General features: G+C 70.3%; 10 protein-coding genes and 1 pseudogene. All 11 read left to right on the top strand.

Annotated elements, in window-relative coordinates; genetic code table 11:
- Positions 1 to 32: 32 nt before the first annotated feature.
- Positions 33 to 2,906 (top strand): DEAD/DEAH box helicase, encoded by a 2,874-nt coding sequence (locus EIO58_RS05340; RefSeq protein ID WP_446723894.1) that lies wholly within the window; start codon positions 33 to 35, stop codon positions 2,904 to 2,906.
- Positions 2,907 to 2,974: 68 nt separating this feature from the next.
- Positions 2,975 to 4,549 (top strand): Rieske 2Fe-2S domain-containing protein, encoded by a 1,575-nt coding sequence (locus EIO58_RS05335; RefSeq protein ID WP_127818633.1) that lies wholly within the window; start codon positions 2,975 to 2,977, stop codon positions 4,547 to 4,549.
- 177 nt (positions 4,550 to 4,726) lie between these two features.
- A complete protein-coding gene (locus EIO58_RS05330) occupies positions 4,727 to 5,263 on the top strand; it encodes a DoxX family membrane protein (protein WP_127818632.1) in 537 nt (178 codons plus the stop codon).
- A 120-nt stretch (positions 5,264 to 5,383) separates the two neighbouring features.
- Positions 5,384 to 5,914, top strand: coding sequence for a bifunctional pyr operon transcriptional regulator/uracil phosphoribosyltransferase PyrR (pyrR, locus tag EIO58_RS05325; protein ID WP_127818631.1), 531 nt, complete (start codon positions 5,384 to 5,386; stop codon positions 5,912 to 5,914).
- A complete protein-coding gene (locus tag EIO58_RS05320) occupies positions 5,911 to 6,897 on the top strand; it encodes an aspartate carbamoyltransferase catalytic subunit (protein WP_127818630.1) in 987 nt (328 codons plus the stop codon). Before pyrR ends, EIO58_RS05320 begins: the two co-directional genes overlap by 4 nt.
- Positions 6,894 to 8,204: a dihydroorotase gene (locus EIO58_RS05315; RefSeq protein ID WP_127818629.1), complete on the top strand. Its 1,311-nt coding sequence runs from the start codon at positions 6,894 to 6,896 to the stop codon at positions 8,202 to 8,204. The genes EIO58_RS05320 and EIO58_RS05315 overlap by 4 nt, the downstream gene beginning before the upstream one ends.
- Positions 8,201 to 8,710, top strand: coding sequence for a PH-like domain-containing protein (locus EIO58_RS05310; protein ID WP_127818628.1), 510 nt, complete (start codon positions 8,201 to 8,203; stop codon positions 8,708 to 8,710). Before EIO58_RS05315 ends, EIO58_RS05310 begins: the two co-directional genes overlap by 4 nt.
- The gene (gene carA, locus EIO58_RS05305) at positions 8,707 to 9,864 is read left to right on the top strand and encodes a glutamine-hydrolyzing carbamoyl-phosphate synthase small subunit (RefSeq protein WP_127818627.1); all 1,158 of its coding nucleotides are present in this window, start codon (positions 8,707 to 8,709) and stop codon (positions 9,862 to 9,864) included. The genes EIO58_RS05310 and carA overlap by 4 nt, the downstream gene beginning before the upstream one ends.
- Positions 9,865 to 13,152 (top strand): carbamoyl-phosphate synthase large subunit, encoded by a 3,288-nt coding sequence (carB, locus tag EIO58_RS05300; protein WP_127818626.1) that lies wholly within the window; start codon positions 9,865 to 9,867, stop codon positions 13,150 to 13,152. It begins immediately after the preceding gene.
- Positions 13,149 to 14,012, top strand: coding sequence for an orotidine-5'-phosphate decarboxylase (pyrF, locus tag EIO58_RS05295; RefSeq protein ID WP_127818625.1), 864 nt, complete (start codon positions 13,149 to 13,151; stop codon positions 14,010 to 14,012). The genes carB and pyrF overlap by 4 nt, the downstream gene beginning before the upstream one ends.
- Positions 14,005 to 14,150: pseudogene (locus EIO58_RS19590) on the top strand (guanylate kinase); the annotation flags it as partial. The gene pyrF and the pseudogene EIO58_RS19590, both read left to right, overlap by 8 nt.

Genomic DNA, 14,150 nt, shown 5'->3' with positions numbered 1-14,150 from the left:
CCGCGCCCCGGCGCCCGACGACGGCGCTCGCCCTGGGCGTCGAGCTGCGCCAGCGGGTGCGACGGGGTACATCGACGTGGGCGCCGGCGCGCATCGAGAGCGCGTCGGCCCGCGGCCTGCACCAGCACGGCACGGACGTGCTGGTGGGCCTGCGTCCGCTCGAGCGCAGTGCGCGCTCGACCGCATGGATCAAGGGGAACGTGTCGTGGGACGCGCTGCGGCGTCCCACGACGACGTACGACCCGGCTCAGGCGCGGTGGTTCGCCGAGCTGCACAGCATCGGCCGCGACGTCCGCACGTTCGGGGCTTTCTCCGATGTCTCGGAGTGGCTCACGCTCGACGACATCGAGTCGACCCTGCTGTGGCCGCATCTCGCGGCCGCCGCGGCACACGGCATCCCGCTCGTTCCGACGAAGCGCACGATGACGGTGGGCGTCGCGGCGAGGGCGACGCTGGCGCTGCAAGCGGCCCGAACCGGCGCGGGACTCGAGGTGGCGCCGCTCGTCACGATCGACGGGGAGCCGACCGATGCCGCGAGCCTGCGCCCGGTCGGCCGCACCGGCGTCTACCGGTTCGCCGTCCGCGGCGAGGCCATCGACATCGTGCTCGCCGAGCTGGCGCTGCCGGATCCGGCTCCCGCCGTGCTCTCGGCTCGGGCGCCGGTGAGCGTGCCGGCGGCGGAGGCCGACGAATTCGTGCGGGATCACCTTCCGCGCCTCGCCCGCCGCATCGCCGTCGAAGCCGCCGGGTTCGACGTGCCGTCACTGCCGCGACCGACTCTGGTGCTGCGTGTGCGATTCGCTCCGTCGCACCGGCTGGACTTCTCCCTCGCCTGGCGCTACGCCGACGCCGAGCCGATCGGGCTCGATGCGCCGCCGACCGCAGACCGCGACGACCGGGCCGAAGCAGAGATCCGCGCCCGCGCGGAGGCGCTGTGGCGCGACACATCGCCCACCGCCTTCACTGCGACGGGCACGCTGTCGGGCTTGGACGCGGCCGAGTTCGCCGCTCGCCTGCTGCCGGCGCTCGAGGCCGCGGACGACGTCGACGTCGTGATCTCGGGGGAGCGGCCTCGCTATCGCGAGCTCGCCGGCGACCCGCGCATCGAGGTGACCACGGCAGAGTCGACCGATCCCGACTGGTTCGACCTCGGCGTCGTCGTGACGATCGAGGGCCGCAGGATCCCGTTCGCGTCGCTGTTCGAGGCGCTCTCGCGCGGCCGCAAGAAGCTGCTCCTCAGCGACGGCGCGTACTTCTCGCTCTCCCACCCGTCGCTGCAACGACTGCGCGACCTGATCGACGAAGCCGGCGACCTCGACGAATGGGAGACCGGCCCGCGCATCAGCCGGTATCAGACGGCGCTGTGGGCGGACTTCGAGGATGTCGCCGACGAATCCGAGCCGGCGGTGTCGTGGCGAACGACGGTCGAGGCGCTGCGGGATGCCGACGGGGTCCCGCCGGCGCCCGTCCCCACCGGACTGGAGGCCGAACTGCGCCCGTACCAGCGCGCGGGCTACGACTGGCTCGCGTTCCTCTGGACCCATCGGCTCGGTGGGATCCTCGCCGACGACATGGGACTCGGCAAGACGCTGCAGATGCTCGCACTCGTCGCCCGCACGCGTGATGCCGGCGAGACGCGCCCATTCCTGGTCGTGGCACCCACGTCGGTGCTGTCGACCTGGCGTTCCGAGGCCGAGCGGTTCGCGCCCGTGCTGCGGGTCGAGATCATCGATTCCACGACGGCGCGACGAGACGCGACCGTCGTCGACGCGGCGGCATCGGCCGATGTCGTCGTGACGTCGTACGCACTGCTGCGTCTCGACGAGCCGGAGTACGCACGCGTGGAATGGTCGGGTCTCGTGCTCGACGAAGCGCAGTTCGTCAAGAACAGCCAGACGAAGGTCTACCGGGCGGCGAAGGCGCTGCGCGCCGACGTCGTCTTCGCGATCACCGGTACCCCGCTCGAGAACAGCCTCACCGAGCTCTGGGCACTCCTCGCGCTCACGGCACCTGGGCTGTTCGCGTCGGGCCGCCGCTTCCGCGAGGAGTACGTCGCCCCCATCGAGAAGGGCAAGGTGCCCGAGAACCAGGAGGGCGGCGCCTACCGCGCCGGGCGGCTGGCGCGGCTGAGGCGCCGCATCCGGCCGCTCGTGCTGCGGCGCACGAAGGAGCTCGTCGCGGCCGACCTGCCCGAGAAGCAGGAGCAGGAGGTGCGTGTCGAGCTCGGAGCCGCGCACCGGGCGCTGTACGACACAGTGCTGCAGCGCGAGCGGCAGAAGGTGCTCGGACTGCTCGACGACCTCGACCGCAACCGCTTCATCGTGTTCCGCTCGCTGACCCTGCTGCGCATGCTGAGCCTCGCCCCCGAGCTCGTCGACCCCGCGCACGCGCACATCCCGCCCAGCAAGCTGACGGCGCTGTTCGAGCAGCTCGACGAGGCACTCGCCGAAGGTCACCGAGTGCTGGTGTTCAGCCAGTTCACGTCGTTCCTGGGACTGGTGTCCGCGCGACTGGCCGAGCGCGGCATCCCCTATGCGTATCTCGATGGCTCGACCCGCGACCGCGACGCCGCCGTCGCGTCGTTCCGCGGGGGAGAGGCACCGGTGTTCCTCATCAGCCTCAAAGCCGGCGGCTTCGGGCTGACGCTCACCGAGGCCGACTATGTCTTCCTGCTGGACCCGTGGTGGAACCCCGCCGTCGAAGCACAGGCGGTAGATCGCGCACACCGCATCGGGCAGCACCGCAGCGTCATGGTGTACCGGCTGATCGCGAACGGCACCATCGAAGAGAAGGTCATGGCCCTGCAGCAGCGCAAGGCGCGTCTCTTCCGCGCTGTCATGGACGACGACGCACTGTTCGGCAAGACCCTGACCGCCGACGACATCCGCGCGCTGTTCGACGGCTGACGGCTCGTCCGGCCGGGGGCGGGGACGGCCTCGCCTAGAATCGTCTGGTTCGACACAGGAGGAATCCCATGCGCATCACGGGCCTCGGCCACGCGGGAATGTTCATCGAGACGGCGGGCGGAAGCATCCTCTGCGACCCGGTGATCGGCCCGACCTTCTTCGGGTCGTGGTTCCCGTTCCCCGACAACCGGGGACTGGACTGGGAGAGATTCGGCAAGGCCGACTTCCTTTACATCTCGCATCGGCATCGCGACCACTTCGACCCGGCGCTCATGCACCGCTGCATCCCGAAAGACATCAAGGTCCTGCTGCCCGAGTATCCGACCGACGATCTCGAACAGGACCTGCGGAAGCTGGGCTACGACAACATCGTCTACACCGAAGCCGGCGTGCCACTCGAGTTCGGCCCCCTCAAGCTCATGGTCACACCGCTGCGCGCCCCGAGCGACGGCCCGATCGGCGACTCGTCACTGAGCGTCGACGATGGCACCGCCAGCATCCTCAACCAGAACGACTCGCACCCGCTCGACCTCGACAAGCTCATGTCGTTCTCGAAGCCGGAGGCGTACTTCACGCAGGTGTCGGGCGCGATCTGGTGGCCGATGGTCTACGACCTGCCGCAGGACGCCAAGCAGAACTTCGCAAAGCTCAAGCGCGACGCCCAGAACAAGCGCGCGATGTACTACATCGAGAAGGTCGACGCCGAGCACGTGTTCCCCATGGCGGGCCCGCCGATGTTCCTGCGCGAAGAGCTGTTCAAGTACAACGGCTGGGGCCTCGACGACGACGCCATCTTCACCGACCAGCGGCAGTTCCTGCGGCACATGGAGGAGGTCAGGCCGGAGCAGAAGGGCTACGAGTTCGTGCCCGGCACCGTGGTCGAGTTGAACCACGGCGAGCTCTCGGTCACGCAGACGCTGTACACGAAAGCCGAGATCGACCGCATGTTCGACGACAAGTGGTCGTACCTGGCCGAGCAGCGCGACACGCGGCAGGACGAGATCGCCGCGGAGGAGGCATCCCGTCCTCCTGTGCTGCCGCCCGACGAGATGCTCGCGGCCATCAGGGAGTGGTGGGAGCCGCTGCTGCGCCGCGGCCGCACCATCCGCAACGGCGTCGGCGGCAACGTGCGCTTCCGCATCGGAGAGCTCGACATGGTCGTGGACTTCCCGAAGGCGAAGGTCCGCGAGTACGCGGGGGAGGAGTGCATCTACTGGTACACGATCCCCGCAGACCTGGTCTCCGCCAACATCGCCGACCACGAGATCGACTGGTCGAACTCGATCTTCCTCTCGATGCAGTTCGAGGTCGGCCGCAGCGGCAAGTTCAACGAGTTCCTGACGACGTTCCTCAAATGCCTCTCGCGCGACCGGATCGAGTACGTCGAGAACTGGTACGCCGAGCAGACCGATCAGACCGAGGACGCGCAGCTGGGCGACTGGCTCGTGCAGCGCCGGTGCCCGCACCTGCGGGCCGACCTCACCAAGACCGGCAAGATCGAGGACGGCGTCCTCACGTGCTCGCTCCACGACTGGAAGTGGGACCTCGCGAGCGGAAAGTGCCTGACGAGCCAAGGACACCCGATCCGCGCGTCGCAGGTGGAGGACGACGTCTTCCGGGCGGCGACGACTCCCGCGGCCTGACCCGATCGCCGAGTCGCGGTCGCGTTGTGGAGTCTCTACAACGGGACGGCGCTTCCGCGCCGGATGTTGTGTAGCACCCGCGTCAATCTCGGCCACGCGGTATCACCGCGCCGTGTTTCCGGATCCTGATCACCGTGCCCGCCGCTGCGGGAGATCAGAACCCGAAGGAGTCACGCCATGACCACCGTTCCCGTCCACGGCGCCGCCGGCGTCGTCACCGCACCCGTTCGCCCTGCGAGCTCGCTCCGCGCCGTCATCGCGCGGGGGGCTCGCGCCGAAGCCGCCGTGAAGGCCTCGCTCCAGCGCTGGAGCATTCCGGCGCTGCGCATCGCGCTCGGCACCGTCTTCGTCGTGTTCGGCGCACTGAAGCTGTTCCCGGGCGTCAGCCCCGTCGAAGCGCTCGTGAGCAGCACGTGGGAGAAGCTGTCGTTCGGCCTCGTGAGCGGCCAGATCGCCCTCGTCGCGACGGCCGCGATCGAGGTCGCCGCGGGTGCGCTGCTCATCGCCGGGGGAGCATTCGCCCGCATCGGCCTCGTCGTGCTCGCCGCCGCGTTCGTCGGCATCCTGTCGCCGATCGTGCTGCTGCCCGCCGAGGTGTTCGGACCGGTCGGCCCGACGCTCACCGGTCAGTACATCTTCAAGAACGTCGTGCTGATCGCGGCGGCGCTCGTGGTCGCGTCGCGCGTGCTGCGCGGCCCGGCACCCCGGCGCTGACGTCGACCCGCTCGGCGAGGCCCGGCTCCGATTCGGAGCCGGGCCTGGCCGTGCCCTAGACTGATCGGCGATCACAGCAACCTTTAACCCCGTCCCGTGAGGCGGAGAAGGGAGCGACGGATGAGCACGCGCACCGTGCTGAACGGCGCCGACATCACGCGGGCCCTGACTCGGATCTCCCACGAGATCCTCGAGTCCGACAAGGGCCGCGACCGACTGGTCCTTCTCGGCATCCCGACCCGAGGCGTCACTCTCGCGCATCGCATCGCGCCCCTCATCGAGCAGTTCGGCGGGGCGCCGGTCCCTGTGGGCGCACTCGATGTGACCATGTACCGCGACGATCTGCACCGGAATCCCACTCGGGCGCCGCAGCCGACGCAGATCCCGCCGGGCGGGATCGACGGCAGGGTCGTCGTGCTGGTGGACGACGTCCTCTTCTCGGGCCGCACCATCCGCGCCGCCCTCGACGCCCTCCAGGACATCGGCCGGCCCGCCATCGTGCGCCTCGCCACGCTCATCGACCGCGGCCATCGCGAGCTGCCGATCCGCCCCGACTTCGTCGGCAAGAATCTCCCCAGCGCCCGCGACGAGCGCGTCAACGTCCGCCTCGAAGAGATCGACGGCAACGACGAGGTGACGATCGGATCATGAGGCATCTGCTCGACACGAAGTCGCTCACGAAGACGGACGCGCTGCGCATCCTCGATGTCGCCGAGGATATGGCCGACACGCAGCAGCGCGAGATGAAGAAGCTTCCCACGCTGCGAGGCAGAACGGTCGTGAACCTCTTCTTCGAGGACTCCACGCGCACCCGCATCTCGTTCGAGGCCGCGGCGAAGCGGCTCTCGGCCGATGTCATCAACTTCTCGGCGAAGGGCTCGAGCGTCTCGAAGGGCGAGTCGCTGCAGGACACCGCGCAGACGCTGCAGGCGATGGGGGCGGATGCCGTGGTCATCCGCCACGGCGCCTCCGGGGCTCCTCGCACCCTCGCCACGAGCGGCTGGATCACCGCCGGCGTCGTGAACGCGGGAGACGGCACGCACGAGCACCCGACGCAGGCGCTCCTGGACGCCTACACGATCCGCAAGCGCCGGTACGCGGGCGACAGCCGTGGCAGGGATCTGTTCGGCGTCCACGTGACGATCGTGGGCGACATCCTGCACTCCCGCGTCGCTCGGTCCAACGTGTGGCTGCTGAGCACGCTCGGCGCGAGCGTCACGCTCGTCGCACCGCCCACGCTCATTCCGCAGGACGTCTCGCTGTGGCCGGCCCGTGTCGAGTACGACCTCGACGAGGCGATCGCCGCAGGACCAGACGCACTCATGATGCTCCGCATCCAGCTGGAGCGGATGAATGCCGCATATTTCCCCACTGAACGGGAGTATTCCCGCCGTTGGGGCCTGGACGCGGGGCGTCTGCGGGCGCTGCGAGGCGATAGCATTGTCATGCACCCCGGACCCATGAACCGGGGTCTGGAGATCTCCGCAGAAGCCGCGGACTCGCCCCGCTCGACGGTGCTGGAGCAGGTGACGAACGGCGTCTCGGTGCGCATGGCCGCGCTGTACCTGCTGCTCGCGGGCGCGGAGCGCGATACCGATTCGACGGATGCCACACGGAAGGGGGATGCACGATGAAAGAGGTCTTCCACTTCCGCGGGGCTCTCGTCGAAGGATCGGCGCCCGCCGACGTGATCGTGGAGGACGGCCTGATCGCCGAGATCGGCACCGGCCTCAGCCGTGCCGGGGCGACGGTCGTCGACGTCGAGGGGCTCGTGCTGCTCCCCGGACTCGTCGACCTGCACACGCACCTGCGCGAGCCCGGATACGAGGCATCCGAGACCATCCTCACCGGCTCGCGCGCGGCCGCGGCCGGGGGATACAGCGCCGTGTTCGCGATGCCCAACACCTCACCGGTCGCCGACACGGCGGGCGTGGTCGAGCAGGAGCTCGCGCTCGGTCAGGCGGCCGGCTTCGTCACCGTCCAGCCGATCGGAGCCGTCACCGTCGGGCAGAAGGGCGAGCGCCTCGCCGAGCTCGGCGCCATGGCCGACTCCCGTGCCCGCGTGCGCGTCTTCAGCGACGACGGGTTCTGCGTGTGGGATCCGCTCATCATGCGCCGCGCGCTCGAGTACGTGAAGGCCTTCGACGGGGTGATCGCGCAGCACGCGCAGGACCCGCGGCTCACCGAGGGCGCGCAGATGAACGAGGGAGCCGTGTCGGCCGAGCTCGGCCTCGCGGGCTGGCCCGCCGTCGCCGAGGAGTCGATCATCGCGCGCGACGTGCTGCTCGCCGAGCACGTCGGCTCCCGCCTGCACGTGTGCCACCTGTCGACGGCCGGCTCGGTCGAGATCATCCGCTGGGCCAAGAAGCGGGGCGTCGACGTCACGGCCGAGGTCACCCCCCACCACCTGCTCCTCACCGACGAGCTCGTGCGCGGCTACGACGCGCGGTTCAAGGTGAATCCCCCGCTGCGGCGCGAAGAGGATGTCCTCGCGGTGCGCGAGGGCCTCGCCGACGGCACGATCGACATCGTCGCGACCGACCACGCGCCGCACCCCGCCGAGGCGAAGGCGTGCGAATGGCACGCCGCCGCGAACGGCATGGTCGGGCTCGAGAGCGCCCTGCGCGTCGTGCAGCAGGCGATGGTCGACACCGGGCTCATCACCTGGGGCGATGTCGCGCGCGTCATGTCGCGCGAGCCCGCGCGCATCGGCCGGCTCGCCGGGCACGGCACCCCGCTGACCGAAGGACACCCGGCTTCGCTGACGTTCTACGACGCGACGCCGGCGCGCTCGTTCACCGCGGACGACCTGCGAGGCCGCAGCGTCAACTCGCCGTATTTCGGCCGCGAGCTGCCCGGCGAGGTGCGGTGGACGCTGCACCACGGCACCGTCACGGTCGCCGACGGCGCGCTGCTCGACGCCCCCGGAGAGCGCGCATGACCCGCGAAGGCGCGCTCGCGATCACTGTGTCAGGGGTGCTGGCGCTGCTCGCTGTGCTCGCGTGGGCATGGTGGCGCCGCTCGCGACGTGACGCGAGCCTGTCCGCCCCGGCGGGCGACGCCCCCGTCGACGCCGCCGTCCGGGCGACCTTCGCCGCGCTCTACGTCGCCACGACTCGGCACGGCGAGCCGCTCGAGCGCCTCGCGATCAAGGGCCTCGGGTTCCGGTCGAAGGCGGACGTCACGGTGACCGATGCGGGTGTCGCCCTCGATCTCACGGGCCAGCCGCGCGTGTTCCTGCCCATCGCGCGGATCGATGACGTGGCCCAGGCGACCGTCGCGATCGACCGCGTCGTCGAGCGCGGCGGCCTCGTGCGCCTCTCGTGGCGCGCCGACGACGTCACCGTCGTCGACTCCTATCTCCGCCCCCAGGATGCCTCGGCCCGCGCCCTCGCCGACGCCGTGGCCGGAATCCTTCCCCCGACCCAGACGGGAACCGACGCATGACCTCCCTGTTCCAGACCGACCCTGCCGTGCTCGTGCTCGAGGACGGCACGCGCCACCTCGGACGCGCCTACGGGGCGCTCGGCACGACGCTCGGCGAAGTGGTCTTCGCCACCGGGATGACCGGCTACCAGGAGACCCTGACAGACCCCTCGTACGCGGGGCAGATCGTGCTGCAGACGGCACCCCACATCGGAAACACCGGCATGAACGACGAGGATCCCGAGTCCCGCCGCATCTGGGTGTCGGGCTACATCGTGCGAGACCCCTCGCGTGTCGTGTCGAACTGGCGCGCCGACGAGTCGCTCGACGACGTGCTCGTCGCCGACGGCGTGGTGGGCATCAGCGGCATCGACACGCGCGCCGTGACCCGCCACATCCGCTCCGCCGGCAGCATGCGCGGCGGCATCTTCTCGGGCGAGGCCGCGGCCATCGATCCCGACGAGCAGCTGCGCCTGGTCCGCGAGGCACCCGAGATGGCTGGACGGAACCTGTCTGCTGCCGTCTCCGTGGCCGCCGCCGAGGTGACGCCTGCAACCGGGGAGCGCATCGGCAACCTCGCGGTGCTCGACCTCGGCGTCAAGCAGGCGACCGTCGACAACCTCGCCGCACGCGGGTTCGACGTGCACGTGCTGCCGCAGGATGTCACGATCGACCGGATCCGCGCGATCGACCCGGTCGCGGTCTTCTACTCGAACGGGCCCGGCGACCCCGCCGCATCGGGAGGCCACGTCGACCTGCTGCGGGGCGTGCTCGACGACGGGCTGCCGTTCTTCGGCATCTGCTTCGGCAACCAGCTGCTCGGCCGCGCGCTCGGCCTGGGCACCTACAAGCTGCCCTTCGGCCACCGCGGCATCAACCAGCCGGTGCTCGACAAGGCGACCGGGCGCGTCGAGATCACGGCGCACAACCACGGTTTCGCGGTCGACGCGCCGGTCGACGGCGAGTTCGACAGCCCTCACGGGTACGGGCGCGTCGAGGTGAGCCACGTGGGCCTGAACGACCAGGTGGTCGAGGGCCTGCGCGCCCTGGACATCCCCGCCTTCTCGGTGCAGTACCACCCCGAGGCGGCCGCCGGCCCGCACGACGCCAACTACCTGTTCGATCGCTTCCGCGACCTGGTCGTCGCGCACCTGGCCAAGAAGGACTCCGAGTAAATGCCCAAGCGTCAGGACATCAGCAGCGTCCTCGTCATCGGCTCCGGCCCGATCGTCATCGGCCAGGCGTGCGAGTTCGACTACTCCGGAACCCAGGCGTGCCGTGTGCTGCGCGAGGAGGGCGTTCGCGTCATCCTGGTCAACTCCAACCCGGCGACCATCATGACCGACCCCGACTTCGCCGATGCGACGTACATCGAGCCGATCACGCCCGCGGTCATCGAGACCATCATCGCCAAGGAGAAGCCCGACGCGATCCTGCCGACGCTCGGCGGCCAGACGGCGCTCAACGCGGCGATGGCGCTCCACAAGCAGGGCATCCTCGACAAGTACGGGGTCGAGCTCATCGGTGCGAAGGTCGAGGCGATCGAGAAGGGCGAGGACCGCCAGATCTTCAAGCAGCTCGTGCTCGACGCGGGGGCGGATGTCGCGGCATCCCGTATCGCGCACACCATGGACGAGGTGCTCGCGGCCGCCGACGAGCTCGGCTACCCGCTGGTGGTGCGCCCGTCGTTCACGATGGGCGGGCTGGGCTCGGGCTTCGCATACGACGAGAACGACCTGCGTCGCATCGCCGGCGCGGGCCTGCGTGACTCGCCGACCACCGAGGTGCTCCTCGAGGAGTCCATCCTCGGGTGGAAGGAGTACGAGCTCGAGCTCATGCGCGACACCGCCGACAACACGGTGGTCGTGTGCTCGATCGAGAACGTCGACCCTGTCGGCGTGCACACCGGCGACTCGATCACGGTCGCGCCGGCGCTGACGCTCACCGACCGCGAGTACCAGAAGCTGCGCGACATCGGCATCGACATCATCCGCGCCGTCGGCGTCGACACCGGCGGCTGCAACATCCAGTTCGCGGTCGACCCCGCCACGGGACGCATCATCGTGATCGAGATGAACCCGCGCGTGTCGCGCTCGTCAGCCCTCGCCTCGAAGGCGACCGGCTTCCCGATCGCCAAGATCGCCGCGAAGCTCGCGATCGGCTACCGCCTCGACGAGATCCCCAACGACATCACCAAGGTCACGCCGGCGAGCTTCGAGCCCACGCTCGACTACGTCGTCGTCAAGGTGCCGCGGTTCAACTTCGAGAAGTTCCCGGCCGCCGACACGACGCTGACGACCACCATGAAGTCGGTGGGCGAGGCGATGGCGATCGGCCGCAACTACGCGACCGCGCTGCAGAAGGCGCTCCGATCGCTGGAGAAGCGCGGCTCGAGCTTTCACTGGGGCGACGAGGCGCGGTCGGCCGACGAGCTGCTCGAGGTCGCGAAGCGGCCCACCGACGGCCGCATCGTCGTGCTGCAGCAGGCGCTGCGCAAGGGCGCCACCGTCGAGCAGGCGTTCGAGGCCACAGGGATCGATCCCTGGTTCCTCGACCAGATCGTGCTCATCAACGAGGTCGCCGAGCACGTCGCGAAGGCGCCGGAACTGGATGCGGCGACACTGCGCGTCGCGAAGGAGCACGGCTTCAGCGACGCGCAGATTGCACAGCTGCGGGGCGTCTCCGAGGCCGAGGTGCGGGGCGTCCGCCACGGGCTCGGCATCCGTCCCGTGTACAAGACCGTCGACACGTGCGCGGGGGAGTTCCCGGCGCTCACGCCCTACCACTACTCGAGCTACGACTTCGAGACCGAGGTGACGCCGTCCGAGCGCACCAAGGTCGTCATCATCGGCTCGGGGCCCAACCGCATCGGCCAGGGCGTCGAGTTCGACTACTCGTGCGTCCACGCGTCGTTCGCCCTCTCCGCGGCCGGCTACGAGACGGTCATGGTCAACTGCAACCCCGAGACGGTCTCGACCGACTACGACACCTCGGACCGCCTCTACTTCGAGCCGCTCACGCTGGAGGACGTGCTCGAGGTGCTGCACGCCGAGGCGCAGTCCGGCCAGATCCTCGGCGTGATCTGCCAGCTCGGCGGCCAGACGCCGCTGGGCCTGGCGAAGGGCATCGAGGACGCCGGCTACACGATCCTCGGCACGAAGCCCGCGGCGATCGACCTCGCCGAGGAGCGCGAGCTCTTCTCGCGGCTGCTCGACGGGGCGGGCCTCGTCGCGCCGCGCAACGGCACGGCCATCGACGTGGAGGGCGCCGTGGTGATCGCCGAGGAGATCGGCTACCCGGTGCTCGTCCGTCCGAGCTTCGTGCTCGGCGGCCGCGGAATGGAGATCGTGTACTCGACGGAGGCGCTGCGCGACTACTTCGTGCGCATCGCCGACCAGGCGATCATCGGGCCGGGCATGCCGCTGCTGGTGGATCGCTTTCTCGACGACGCCATCGAGATCGACGTCGACGCGCTGTTCGACGGCGACCAGCTGTACATCGGCGGCGTCATGGAGCACCTCGAAGAGGCCGGCATCCACTCCGGCGACTCGTCGTGCACGCTGCCGCCGGTGAGCCTCGGCCGCACCGACATCGACCGCGTGCGCGAGGCCACGCGCGCGATCGCCGAAGGCGTCGGCGTGCGGGGGCTGCTGAACGTGCAGTTCGCGATCTCGGCCGGCGTGCTCTACGTCATCGAGGCGAACCCTCGGGCGAGCCGCACCGTGCCGTTCGTGTCGAAGGCGCTCGGCATCCCGTTGGCCAAGGCGGCCGCTCGCATCATGGCAGGCGCCACGATCGCCGATCTCAAGGCCGAAGGGCTCCTGCCGCCTCAGGACGGCTCCCGCGTGCCGCTGGACGCCCCTGTCGCCGTCAAGGAGGCGGTGCTGCCGTTCAAGCGCTTCCGCACCGCCGATGGGCAGACGGTGGACTCCGTGCTCGGACCCGAGATGCGCTCCACAGGCGAGGTCATGGGCATCGACCGCGACTTCCCGACGGCGTTCGCGAAGTCGCAGGAGGCCGCGTACGGCGGCATGCCGCTCGAGGGCACGGTGTTCATCTCGGTGGCCGACGGCGACAAGCGCGCCGTCATCCTCCCCGCGCACCGCCTTCAGGAGCTCGGGTTCGACCTCGTCGCGACCGAGGGGACCGCAGAGATCCTCGCCCGCAACGGCATCGACGTCCGGGTCGTCAGCAAGTATTCCGAGACCCAGGAGTCCGGCGGCACGAACATCGTCGACCTCATCAACGCCGGCGAGATCGACATGGTCGTGAACACCCCCTCCGGCGGGGTCGCACGAGCCGACGGCTACGAGATCCGGGCCGCGGCCGTGGCGGGCGACAAGGCGCTGTTCACCACGATGGCGGTGCTCGGCGCAGCCGTGAGCGCTCTGCCGGTGCTGCGCGAGGGGTTCCGCGTGCGCAGCCTTCAGGAGTATGCGGCCGACCGTCAGGCGCGCGCGTGACGTCGCCCGCGGGCGACGGGACGTCGTTCGGCGAGCGGGTCCGCTCGGGCATCGCGGCGCACGGGCGCCTGTGCGTCGGCATCGACCCCCACGTGCCCCTGCTGCGGGAGTGGGGGCTGGATGCCTCGGCCGCCGGTGCACGGGAGTTCGGGCTACGCGTGGTCGAGGCCGCGGCGGGGCGCGTCGCGATCGTGAAGCCCCAGGTCTCGTTCTTCGAGCGCCACGGATCCGCGGGGATCGCCGCGCTCGAGGACGTGCTGGGCGAAGCGCGCGCGGCGGGTCTGCTCGTCATCGCCGACGCGAAGCGCGGCGATATCGGCTCGACGATGGACGCGTACGCTGAGGCGTGGCTCACCCCGGGGTCGCCCCTCGAGGCCGACGCACTCACCGCGAACCCGTTCCTCGGCGTCGGCACGCTCGAGGGCACGTTCGACGTGGCCGAGCGCTCGGGCAAAGGCGTGTTCGTGCTCGCCGCGACGAGCAACCCCGACGCATTCACTGCGCAGCGGGCGCGACTCGAGACGGGCGAGACGGTGTCGGGCGCGATCGTGCGGGAGGTCTCGGCGCGCAACGCCCGCACCGCGCCGGAGGGGGAGTGGGGGAGCCTCGGCTTCGTCATCGGCGGGACCGTGGACTGGACGGATGCCGGACTCGCCGCCTTCACTCCTGTCGCCCCCATCCTCGGCCCCGGCTTCGGGCACCAGGGTGCCGAGCCCGATCACGTCGAGTCCCGCTTCGGGGGGATGGCGTCCGCGGTGATAGCGTCGGAGAGCCGCAGCATCCTGGGTGCCGGACCCGACCGGCTCGCCGCGCGCATCGCCGAGCGCGCCCATCTCTACCGTGGTGATCGACATGCCTGAACCCGCAGCCGCCCGCACGCCCCCCGAGGTCGACCGGGTCGCCGCCTCCCGACGTGCCGTCGCCGCGCGGCGCGAGCGCGCCGCGCTCAAGAAGGACGTCGCGACACGCGTGATCACGCCCCAGGAGCTGCTGCGCCG

The organism is Microbacterium sp. CPCC 204701, assembly GCF_004010105.1.
GTDB lineage: Bacteria > Actinomycetota > Actinomycetes > Actinomycetales > Microbacteriaceae > Microbacterium.
Note: the sequence above shows the minus strand (reverse complement) of the source record. Positions and strands in the feature narration are given on the sequence as shown.